At 39.2% G+C, this 11,500-nt stretch carries 11 protein-coding genes; 9 read left to right on the top strand and 2 right to left on the bottom strand.

The window, feature by feature from the left end:
* Positions 1 to 33 precede the first annotated feature (33 nt).
* The gene (locus tag AC0UMU_RS05040; RefSeq protein ID WP_270214691.1) at positions 34 to 1,659 is read right to left on the bottom strand and encodes a B12-binding domain-containing radical SAM protein; all 1,626 of its coding nucleotides are present in this window, start codon (positions 1,657 to 1,659) and stop codon (positions 34 to 36) included.
* A 132-nt stretch (positions 1,660 to 1,791) separates the two neighbouring features.
* On the opposite strand from AC0UMU_RS05040, the gene pulA reads away from it, so the two are divergent.
* The 6 genes from pulA to AC0UMU_RS05070 all read left to right on the top strand — a co-directional run bounded on the left by pulA (position 1,792) and on the right by AC0UMU_RS05070 (position 8,033).
* Positions 1,792 to 3,795 (top strand): type I pullulanase, encoded by a 2,004-nt coding sequence (gene pulA / locus AC0UMU_RS05045; RefSeq protein WP_270214690.1) that lies wholly within the window; start codon positions 1,792 to 1,794, stop codon positions 3,793 to 3,795.
* Between the two features lie 149 nt (positions 3,796 to 3,944).
* Positions 3,945 to 4,238, top strand: coding sequence for a coiled-coil domain-containing protein (locus AC0UMU_RS05050; protein ID WP_022390893.1), 294 nt, complete (start codon positions 3,945 to 3,947; stop codon positions 4,236 to 4,238).
* 5 nt (positions 4,239 to 4,243) lie between these two features.
* Positions 4,244 to 4,543: a cell division protein ZapA gene (locus tag AC0UMU_RS05055; RefSeq protein WP_009318822.1), complete on the top strand. Its 300-nt coding sequence runs from the start codon at positions 4,244 to 4,246 to the stop codon at positions 4,541 to 4,543.
* Between the two features lie 93 nt (positions 4,544 to 4,636).
* Positions 4,637 to 6,178, top strand: a complete 1,542-nt coding sequence (gene rny / locus AC0UMU_RS05060; RefSeq protein ID WP_022602014.1) for a ribonuclease Y — start codon at positions 4,637 to 4,639, stop codon at positions 6,176 to 6,178.
* A gap of 108 nt (positions 6,179 to 6,286) precedes the next feature.
* Entirely contained in the window at positions 6,287 to 7,564 is a 1,278-nt protein-coding gene (locus AC0UMU_RS05065) for a PSP1 domain-containing protein (protein ID WP_278714780.1), read from the top strand.
* Positions 7,518 to 8,033 carry a gliding motility lipoprotein GldH gene (locus AC0UMU_RS05070; RefSeq protein WP_473979887.1) on the top strand — a complete coding sequence of 172 codons (516 nt, stop codon included), beginning with the start codon at positions 7,518 to 7,520 and terminating at the stop codon, positions 8,031 to 8,033. Before AC0UMU_RS05065 ends, AC0UMU_RS05070 begins: the two co-directional genes overlap by 47 nt.
* A gap of 2 nt (positions 8,034 to 8,035) precedes the next feature.
* On the opposite strand, the gene AC0UMU_RS05075 is transcribed toward AC0UMU_RS05070, so the two are convergent.
* Positions 8,036 to 8,710, bottom strand: a complete 675-nt coding sequence (locus AC0UMU_RS05075; RefSeq protein WP_288640980.1) for a B3/B4 domain-containing protein — start codon at positions 8,708 to 8,710, stop codon at positions 8,036 to 8,038.
* 168 nt (positions 8,711 to 8,878) lie between these two features.
* Here AC0UMU_RS05075 and AC0UMU_RS05080 point away from each other — a divergent pair, with 168 nt between their 5' ends.
* The 3 genes from AC0UMU_RS05080 to AC0UMU_RS05090 all read left to right on the top strand — a co-directional run.
* Positions 8,879 to 9,976 carry a Gfo/Idh/MocA family protein gene (locus AC0UMU_RS05080; protein WP_288640982.1) on the top strand — a complete coding sequence of 366 codons (1,098 nt, stop codon included), beginning with the start codon at positions 8,879 to 8,881 and terminating at the stop codon, positions 9,974 to 9,976.
* Positions 9,977 to 10,073: 97 nt separating this feature from the next.
* Positions 10,074 to 10,826, top strand: a complete 753-nt coding sequence (locus AC0UMU_RS05085) for a hypothetical protein (RefSeq protein WP_022390900.1) — start codon at positions 10,074 to 10,076, stop codon at positions 10,824 to 10,826.
* 469 nt (positions 10,827 to 11,295) lie between these two features.
* Positions 11,296 to 11,500 (top strand): hypothetical protein (locus AC0UMU_RS05090; RefSeq protein ID WP_473979888.1); only part of this gene is annotated, 205 nt, incomplete at its 3' end.

The raw sequence follows: 11,500 nt of genomic DNA on the forward strand, positions 1-11,500 counted from the left end.
AAAAACGTCTATAATATAAAAATCTGTAAAACTTTAATTTTCGGCGATAAAGACCGGCACATGAATTTGTGTTTCAGGTTCGAATCCGAACCAATAATTACCCGTTTTGTGTGGTAAGCGGCAAAGTTTTAGGGAATCTTTATATTTCCCTTGTAAAATATTCCATACAGACGGAGGATTTTGATGTTTTGTCATGACTTTTTCCGCAGGAGCTTTTTTTAAGGAAAGTCCGGCAATAATCCATGCAACAGATACGTGGACGGTATATTCGGGATATACCTGTTTGCAGAAATCATAAAGGAGCAGACCTCTTTTCTCTATACTTAAAGGCTTGTCTATTACATCGGAAGCGATAAGAAAGTTCAAAAAACTTTTTAAAAATCCGGATTCTGATAATATTAATTGGCATGTGATCTTTTGCCAGATAGGAGTGTTGTAGTAACCGTCGAGTAACCGGGATAATTGTCTTGCGTATTGTAATTCTTCGGCGGTTATTTCATTCGTTTCCAATACTTCGTATGGAGGATAAGGAGAATAGCGGATACCCCATTCTTCAGCTCTTTTTCGCATTTCTGTCCCGGGTAGGACTTTTAATGATTCGAGTTGAATTTCTCCGGCTCCGAAATGGGCGAGGACATGGATATCCTCGAATATTTGTTCTAATTTATATAGCGGAAGTCCGGCTATCAGATCGGCATGTGTTTCCATGTTGGTTAAAGAACATAAATATCTCAGCCCTTCGAGAGAGTGTTGTAAATCTCCTGATCGTCGGCTTTGCATAAGTACATTTTCATGCAAACTCTGTATTCCGGCTTCAAGGTGTAAACAACCTGTCGGCATATCTGCTAATGCGGTTTTCAGTTCGTTGGTCAGTAATGCCGGATGAATTTCGAGGTGGAATCGAATTTCCGGAAATTCCCGGAAAAGCTTCAATAATTCCAAAGCGCGTTTGTTGTTATAATTAAAAGTCCTGTCCAGTACCCTGACGTTTTTTATTTTATGTTGCTGTATTATTTGCAATCTCTTTCGGATTTGTTCTGTATTGATAGTGCGTACGGGTTTTTCCCCTCCGCTTACGCAGAAGGCGCAAGTGTTGAAACAGCCTCGGGTAGTTTCTAATTGTACGAACGGTTTTTCCCAATTAAAGAATTTACTTTCTTCGGGGGGAATCAGTTTTTCGAAATACTGTACGCGGGCTATTCCCTTATCTATATACTGTTTTTGGGAATCGAGAAAACAAATCCCCTCTATCATATTCCATTTTTCAGGTTTATCCCATATTTGTAGCCAAAGTGGGACGTTTTCTTCTCCTTCACCTCGAAATACACAATCAACAAATGGTGTTGAAAGTAAAAAATCTTTGTTATTTCCTAAAAATTCAGGTCCGCCTAGTATGACTTTGCTATTGGGCAGTAAAGCTTTAAGTCTGCAAATAATATGCAATAATATCTCTTTGTTAAATAGCCATGCGGTTGCTGCAATAATATCGGGTTTGCATTTTGCAGCGTTCTTTACGATCATGCCTATATTCTCATTGATAGTGCAAGATACGATTTCCCATTCGATATCCGGGTTACCCTTTATTTGTGCATGAATTGCCGGTAATGCCAGAGAAGCATGAGCGTAAGAACTGTTTAAATCTATCCAGAGAATTTTCATATTGCATGATAATTTTTTAATAGATTGCAAAGATATAAATAGCTAAACTATTTCATTGGATAATATGTTATAACGTTAAAGATTTTATAGATAAAAGTATGGATCTGTGTTCTTAAATTAATTGGTAGGTCAATGAAGTGGTTCACGTTTTCTTTATTTGCGATTTTTATGTTCGTAATTAGCAGTTGTAATCACCGACAATCTGCTTATAAGAGTTATGAAGATTATCCGGCTTATGTGGGGGATGATTTGGGAGTAACCGTAGCAGATGGCAAAACACGTTTTGTATTATGGACTCCTACAGCAGAAGCTGTCCAGATTAGGATATATGATAATGGAGAGAATGGAGATCCTGAGAGAATAATCACTATGGATAAAGATGTTGATACAGGAGTGTTTAGAGCGGTTGTCTCTGAGGAGCTTTATGGCAAATATTATACTTACCGGATATTAAAAGATGAAAAATGGCTTTCCGAGACTCCCGGAATTTGGGCAAAGGCTGTCGGGGTAAATGGCAACAGAGGGGCAATTATACGCATGCAAGATACAGATCCTGAAGGTTGGGATAAAGATATACGGCCACCGTTAAAAAACTTCACGGATATTATTTTATATGAGATGCATTATCGGGATTTCTCGATCGATTCGACATCCGGTATTAAAAATAAGGGTAAGTTTCTTGCTCTCACCGAGCGGGGAACTGTGAACCCTGAAGGTTTGAAAACGGGAATAGATCATTTAAAAGAACTGGGTATTACACATGTTCATCTTTTACCCTCTTTTGATTTCGGCTCTATTGATGAAACAAAGTTATATGAAAATAAATATAATTGGGGGTATGATCCTAAAAATTATAATGTGCCTGAAGGATCTTATTCGACAGATCCTTATAAGCCCGAAACCCGTATCCGTGAGATGAAGCAGATGATACAGGTTTTACATAAAAATGGTATTCGGGTAATTATGGATGTAGTATATAATCATACTTACGTGACTGACGGTTCGAATTTTAACTTGACGGTCCCCGGTTATTATTACCGGCATAATCCTGACGGCACTTATTCGGATGCTTCGTATTGTGGAAACGAAACGGCATCAGAAAGAGAAATGGTACGCCGATATATCGTTCAATCTGCTCTGTATTGGGTAAAAGAATACCATATCGATGGTTTCCGTTTTGATCTGATGGGAATTCATGATCTGGAAACGATGAACATGCTCAGGGATTCTTTAAATCGAATTGATCCTTCCATTTTTGTTTACGGTGAAGGTTGGACTGCCGGACCATCTCCTTATCCTCAGGAGCTACGGGCAATGAAAACAAATGCACCTCAAATGCCGGGCATTGCTGTGTTTAATGATGATGTGCGTGATGCAGTGAAAGGTAGTTTTAAGAAAGATGAAAATCGAGGGTTTGCTACGGGAAAATCAGGGTTGGAAGAAAGTGTAAAATTCGGTATTGTTGCTGCTACTCAGCATCCCCAAATCGATTATAGTCAGATAAATTATTCTACATCGCCGTATGCTTTGTATCCGTCGCAATCTATAAATTATGTGTCGAGTCATGATGATCTGTGTCTGGTCGATAAACTTATTGTTTCTTTACCTGAAAATACTTCCGAGTCTGATTTGCTTCGATATGATAAATTAGCGCAGACTATTATATTTACGTCTCAAGGGATTCCGTTTATGTTTAACGGGGAAGAGGTTTTCAGAAGTAAAAAACTGGTACATAATTCTTTTGAATCTCCAGATTCTATCAACCAAATTAATTGGGCAAATAAATCGATATATTATGATTTGTTCGATTATTATAAAAAATTGATCGCTCTTCGAAAAAAACATTCTGCATTTCGTATGGTTACGACAACCGATATACAGTCAAATTTACATTTTGAAGAACATTTGCCGGAAAATGTTATAGCTTATCGGTTGAATGGGAAAGCTGCAGGGGATATTTGGAGCGAAATATTTGTCGCTTTTAATGGTAATAATTCTCTTCAAGAAATTTCTATTCCGGACGGAAATTGGACAATTGTTTGTTTAGATGGAAAGATCGATGAGGCCGGAATATCCTCAATCTCCGGAAATAAAATAAATTTGCCTCGTTCTTCGGCAGTTATATTAAAAAGATAAATACTTGAATTGTAATCTATTAATTGTTTTATGTCGACCCAAAAAATAAAATCGGATCGGAATAAAATCATATATATCATTAAAAATAATTACGGATATATTTCAATATTCGATCAGAATCTCTATATTTGTATAGAATTTGATATAAAATGGCGGATAATCCGAAGCGGGTACTGGATACTTTGCGGGCTCATATACAAGAGTTGATGAGACGTTGTAATGTTCTGAAGCGCGAAAAAGAGGAATTGGAAAAACGCATTGAAGAACAGAAAAGCACAATTGCAACCTTGCAGAGGGATTTGGATGAGATGAGTATCAAATATCAGGATTTACTGACTGCAAGAGGGCTGGCTCTCGGTGAGAGCGATATTAAAGCAGCACGGAACAGGTTTGGTAAATTGGTGCGGGAAATCGATAAATGCATCTCTTTATTAAATGAATAGATGCTATGAACGATAAATTTAAAATTCACTTAGAAATAGCCGGGCGCAAGTACCCTCTGAATATTAGGAGAGAAGATGAGGAGATTGTGAGACAAGCGGCTGCATTGGTAAATAAAAAGCTGGCTACTTATAGAGAGCAGTTTGGCAAGGATAAATCGAAATCGATATATGATTTTTTAGCGATGACGGCTATTGATTTATCTCATGCATATCTAAGGCTGAGGGAGACACGGGATGTTGAGATTTTTACCGGAATTGTTCGGGAAATAGATGAAGAGTTGGATAGCTATTTGAACCAGAAGTAGATTTTATTTTTTAAGAGACATATATTCCTGCACTGCAACAGGGCATTTTTTGCCTTTGATGTGGTGCATTTTTTAATAATTAAATAAGAACAAATGGAAATTATATCATTGGTGATTACGGGACTCGTTTGTTTGCTGGTAGGTGCGACAGTGGTTTTTGTAATAGGAAAGACCTTGTTGAAGACACGGGCACAATCGATTATAGAAGAAGCCGCAAAGGAAGCTGAAGTAATTAAAAAGAATAAATTGCTTGAAGTAAAAGAAAAGTTTCTGCATCTGAAGGCAGATATGGAAAAACAGGCAAATGCACGTAATGCGAAATTGCAGTCTGCAGAAGCCAAAGCAAAGCAACGGGAGCTGCAACTTAATCAACAACAGCAGGAGTTGCAACGAAAGAAAGCTGAGTCTGATGCAATACGTGCCAATCTGGACACACAAATAGAAATTGTAGAGAAGAAAAAAGCCGAATTGGAACGTTTGCATAAGGCCGAGGTTGAACGTTTGGAACATCTTTCGGGACTTTCGGCAGAAGAAGCGAAAGAAAAGCTTATCGAATCGTTAAAAGAAGAGGCGAAGACGCAGGCGGCATCTTATATTAATGATATTATGGATGAAGCCAAACTGACTGCAAATAAAGAGGCGAAACGAATTGTAATACAAAGCATTCAGAGAGTGGCGACAGAGACGGCGATAGAAAATTCGGTGACGGTGTTCCATATCGATTCAGATGAAATAAAGGGCCGTATTATCGGTCGTGAAGGCCGTAATATTCGGGCATTAGAGGCCGCAACAGGTGTAGAAATAATTGTGGATGATACTCCCGAGGCGATTGTTTTGTCAGCGTTCGACCCTGTTCGTCGTGAGATTGCTCGTTTGGCATTGCATCAGTTGGTAACGGACGGACGCATTCATCCTGCCCGTATCGAAGAAGTAGTTGCGAAAGTAAGAAAGCAAATCGAGGAGGAAATTATCGAGACCGGAAAACGTACGGCTATAGATTTAGGTATTCACGGGTTACATCCCGAATTGATCAGATTAGTGGGGAAAATGAAATATCGTTCTTCTTACGGACAAAATCTGTTGCAACACTCTCGGGAAACAGCAAATCTTTGTGCTATAATGGCTTCGGAATTAGGGTTAAATCCTAAGAAGGCGAAACGTGCAGGCCTTTTGCACGACATCGGAAAAGTACCCGATGAAGAACCGGAATTACCGCATGCTTTATTGGGTATGAAATTAGCGGAAAAATATAAAGAGAAATCCGATATTTGCAATGCGATAGGAGCTCATCATGATGAAACGGAAATGGCAAGCTTGCTTGCTCCGATCGTTCAGGTTTGTGATGCGATATCGGGAGCACGTCCGGGAGCACGTCGGGAGATTGTAGAAGCATATATTAAACGTCTTAATGATTTGGAACAGTTAGCCCTTTCATATCCGGGAGTTCTGAAAACATATGCGATACAGGCCGGGCGTGAGTTGCGTGTAATTGTCGGAGCTGATAAGATCGATGATACTGAAACGGAAAACCTGTCGACCGAAATCGCAAAGCGCATTCAAGATGAAATGACCTATCCGGGACAGGTGAAGATTACGGTTATCCGTGAAACCCGTGCGGTAAGCTTTGCCAAATAGGACGAGAGATCGGCTTATCTGCGACAAATAAATATTTAGGGCTGCAGGCTTCACCAAAATCTATGATTCTGAGTGCTGACTGTAGCTTTTTTTGATAAAACAGATTATATGAATAACACGTCAGATAATAATAACGAGAATACCCCGATATCGAAAAAAAGATGTAGGGCGAATAAGCTTGAGTGCTATGATTGGCTGTCTGATCTGCCGGAGTCTCATAGTGAGACGGAGATGGTGGAGGTACAGTTTAAGAATACGCGTAAAGGATATTATAAAAATTCCACCCATATTCATCTTGAAAAAGGAGATATGGTGGCTGTCGAGGGGAATCCGGGTCATGATATCGGAGAGGTGACTTTAACCGGGCGTCTTGTTTTGTTACAGATGAAAAAAAATGGGGTAAAATTGGATAATCCCGATTTGAAAAGGGTTTATCGTAAGGCCAAACCGAACGATTTGGAAAAATATGAAGAGGCCAAATCCCGAGAACATGACACGATGTTGCGTGCCCGTAAGATTGCTGAAGACTTGAATCTGGATATGAAAATCGGTGATGTAGAATATCAGGGAGATGGGAATAAGGCTATTTTCTATTACATTGCAGATGATCGTGTCGATTTCCGTCAATTGATAAAAGTGTTGGCCGAGGCTTTTCGGGTACGTATCGAGATGAAACAGATAGGAGCTCGGCAAGAAGCCGGACGCATCGGGGGAATAGGTCCTTGCGGACGCCAACTTTGTTGTTCTTCTTGGATGACTAATTTTGTATCGGTGGCGACAAGCGCGGCCCGCTATCAGGATATATCGTTGAATCCTCAAAAATTGGCGGGACAGTGTGCCAAGCTGAAATGCTGTTTGAATTTTGAGGTCGATGCTTATGTCGAAGGACAAAAAAAATTACCGTCCCGGGAAGTTGCTCTCGAAACGAAGGACAATACCTATTATCATTTTAAAACCGATATATTCAAACGGCAAATGACCTATTCGACAAGTAAGGAGATAGCCGCAAATCTGGTAACTGTAGATGCTTCCCGGGTTTTTGAGGTCATTGCGTTGAATAAAAAAGGTATAAAGCCCGATAAACTTGAAGTTCTGGACGACCAAGAACCGGTAAAAAAAGATTTTGAGGATGTAGTGGGGCAAGATAGTCTGACCCGTTTTGACAAAAGTAAAAAGCGGTCGGGTAATAATGGCGGAAACGGGCAGAATCGCCGTCGAAAGAAACCGGGTTTTAAGAGGAATAACGGAAACGAGGCTTCCGGAGCGATAACCGGACAGGAGACTGCTTCTTCTCAAAACGGAGTTCGTGGAAATAATAACCGAAATGGGAACAACAATAATGGAAAAAACAATAGCAACAACCGGACGGGAAGTACACCTGAGTAAGGTGATACTGTTATTCTGTCTGCCGATACTGTTTTTTTCCTGTAACACAAAGGACGTGTATCATACGTTTAATCACATTCCCGAACGGGGATGGGATAAGCGTGTGATAGAGCGTTTTTCTCCGGTAATTGAAGATACGATAAGTACCTATGACATAGATTTGTCTTTGCGTTATACCAACGATTACAATTATAGAAACTTGTGGCTTTTTATTACCTGTGAAGCGGAAACAGGAGAGGAGTTTACCGATACGTTGAATTGTGTCTTGGCCGATGAGTATGGGAAATGGTTCGGTTCGGGTTGGGGAGCTTCCTATCAGCAGACGATTTCTTATAAGACCGATTTTAATTTCCCCCGTAAGGGAAGGTATTCTATTTCTGTTCAACAGGGAATGCGTGATGATGTAATTCCCGGAATTACGGAAGTCGGCATAAAAATAACTCCCGCAACATCCGTTACCGGAGAATGAACTTAATAAGTCCGGACATAGTCGGTCTCGATATCGCAGGCATAAGCATAACGGGTTAACAAATCTGTCGTTAGCTTTATAGCGTTTTCTACACCGTTTTCTCCTGAATATCCGTTGATAATGATTAGTATTTGTGTCGTATCGGGAGAAAGTTTTGTCCTTTCTTCGTCACTTGTCGGTGTCCCGATAGGACCTGTTGCATCTCTATATACCGGAAGATTTTCTATGTTCAATATGCCCCGTCCTATAGCATGGAATAATTCGTTTTCTTTACCGACGCCTAAAGTCAGAAAGTCCCCCTCTATTTTTCCGGCATCAAAACCTCCTATAGAATATCCGGTACGAATAGACACCAAATTGATAAGATCCACTAATGTCGAGATACGGTATAATTCCATCCCCTTTGTCAACCGACGGCATAAAGCTTCGGCTGAAGGACGATAGCGATTCGGGTCTTTTCCTAAGTTTTTATATACTTTCCGTGTTGCCAGTATCGTTTCCCGTTTATTGATTGTTTCTAAAGGGTATTCTTGTCGGATTTGAGTTATTTCCTCTTCAATCTCTTTCCAAAGAGATTCGTTATATAAACTGTTTTTTACTTGAGCACAGACAAGTCCGGCAGTAAACCCGGGGCATGTTTGTTTGATTGTATCCGAGATAGAAAGTCGTATTTTCATTTGTTTGTATTGAAAATTGCAAGACAAAAATACGAATTCGTATTCTTACTATATAAGAATCGTCTTAAATTTTATGGAAATATTTTTTTGACTTATTGTTTTTTGTTAACTTTATCGTCATATAGACAAATCTTTATTCGATTTCAATTTTACAATACATACATAATTATGAAAGCACCTCGTATAATAAGTTTATTAGTGTTCTTCTGTTGTTGCGTTTTATTACGAGCCGAAGACAGCTCTCCGTTGAGGCTGGGTATTGTCGGTCTTTCTCATTCCCATTTACATGAAGTGTTGGTCAGGCTCGATAGGGGCGATTTTCAGATTGTCGGAGTCGCAGAAAGAGATGCAGCTCTTAGAGAAAAGACTCCGTTACGAAAAAAGGTCGACCCTTCTCTTTTTTATGAGAATTTAGAGGAAATGCTCGATAAATCGCAACCTGAAGCTGTTATTGTATATGAGCCTATTTATGATCATTTGCGGGTTGTTGAAGCGTGTGCTCCGAGGGGGATACATGTTATGGTAGAAAAACCCCTTGCCGTAAGTATGAAACATGCCAACCGTATGGCAGAACTTGCACGGAAGAATGATATATTGTTGTTGACCAATTATGAAACCACGTGGTATGATACGAACCATGAAGCTTATCGTTTGATAAAGGACAAGGGGGCTATTGGTGACATAACCCGTATGGAGGTTTATGACGGACACCAAGGTCCGGTCGAGATTAAATGCAGCGAAGAATTTCTCCGGTGGTTGACAGATCCGGTATTGAACGGAGGAGGAGCGGTGACCGATTTCGGTTGTTACGGGGCGAATTTGGCTACATGGTTTTTTGACAATCAAAAACCTGTCAGCGTATATGCGGTCTTGAAACATCAGAAGCCGCATGTATATCCTGAAGTTGATGATGATGCAACGATTATACTTGAGTATCCTTCGGCGACTGTTCAGATTATGGGTTCATGGAATTGGCCGATGAATAGAAAAGATATGCATATTTACGGTTCACAAGGGTATATTTATCAAGATACGCCTGTCAAGATGCGGGTTTATACAGATAGAAAGGAAAATTCTGTCGTTGCTCCTCGATTAAAGGCTCCGTATAATGATCCGTTCTATTTTCTGAAAGCTGCGGTACGGAAAGAAATACAAATTTCTCCGCAAGACTTATCTTCATTAGAGAACAATCTGATCGTTGTGGAAATACTTGAGTCTGCCGTGAAAAGTGCGGAAAGAGGCAAGGTGATTCGTCTGAAAAAATAAATTTTTTGAGAGGAATATTATTAAATTATACAATAGAGCCTAGCCGAGATTAGACGACGGGCTCTGAAATTATTATTAATCATAAAAATTTTGAACTATGGAAAATGTTTCTTTTTCCCAAAGTATGATGTTTCGTAAATCTTGGGATTTTATGAAAAAACAAGGAGTTACTATGGTTGGCTTGTATTTAGCCTTTATGGTCGTGTCTGTGTTTTTGAGTCTTATCTCGGGAGAGAATGTTACTTCGGGGCGTTATATCTTGGGAAATTTGCTGGCTGCAATATTATCTTGGGGATTTGGAATGGGGTTCGGCAAATTGATTTTGAATATTCTTGACGGGATGGAACCGAAAATGAGTGTATTCCTCTCTATTTGGTCTCGGGCATGGACTTATTTGAAGTTAGAGATTTTGATTTTATCGGTTATTGTCGTTTTGGGACTGATTGCTTTTATTGCGGCTGATTTTGCCATAAAAACTCCGCCGGCAATTTCAGTCTTCATACCTTTACTCGGTTATCTTATTTTAGCGGGTTTGTCTATCTTGTTATGTTGGATTATGATTCGCATCTCTTTTGCGGGGATAATTATACTCGATACGGAGTTAGGATGCAGGGCGGCGTTAAAAAGGAGTTGGTACATAACAAAAGGTTATGAATGGAAACTCATATTATTGTATTTGTCGATATTGTTGTTGAATGTATTGGGGTTGCTTGCACTGGTCATAGGTGTATTTTTTACTATAGTCATGAGTTCGTTTATAAGTACGATTGCTTACAGAGTGCTTTGGGCGCTTTACCGGGAAAACGAAAATATTATGGACGAGGTCTCTGCAGTAGATTATGATAAATGAAGAATTCGATGAATAAATGAGAGTTTAGTTTTTGAGGCATAAAAAGCATTGCCCGACAGATTCAGTTTTTAGGATCTGCCGGGCAATGTTTTTTGTTTCGGAACAACTCTCTTTTTAGCATTTCTCGATTTTTTTATATTGACAGTAAAAAATCTCTCTTTTTTATTGTTAAATACATATTGTGATATAGTATTGATTTTCAGATATTTATTTTTGAATTAAATAATATTTCCGTTTTTTTCAATAAAGTTGACGTAAAAAAGTTGAAAGTAGCTGACGTTTTTTAAGTCACATATTTGTCTATTAAATGTTTTTGGAAATATAATATGAAGTTTTAAATCTAAATGCCAAAAGTATTGATAAAAAAATAATTTAAAAAATATTTTCGCATTGATCGTTGTGTGTAATAAGTTTCTAATGCCAGTCTTTTAATCTTGATGGAAAAACTAAAATCAATCAAACTATACTTATGAGAAAAAACTATTTTGCTGAACTAAGAGCTGTTTTGCTGATCTCTGCTGCTTTGCTGCAGGGAGTGTCCTTGTATGCGAGTACAGGAGAAGCGGTAGCCGAAACAAAAGGTGCTGCTGCGGGTGAAGTCGCTCAAAAAAAGACTACCGTAAAGGGAGTCGTAACAGATGAGAAAGGAGAACCGCTGATCGGTGTTAGTATTG

The organism is Coprobacter fastidiosus, assembly GCF_982245605.1.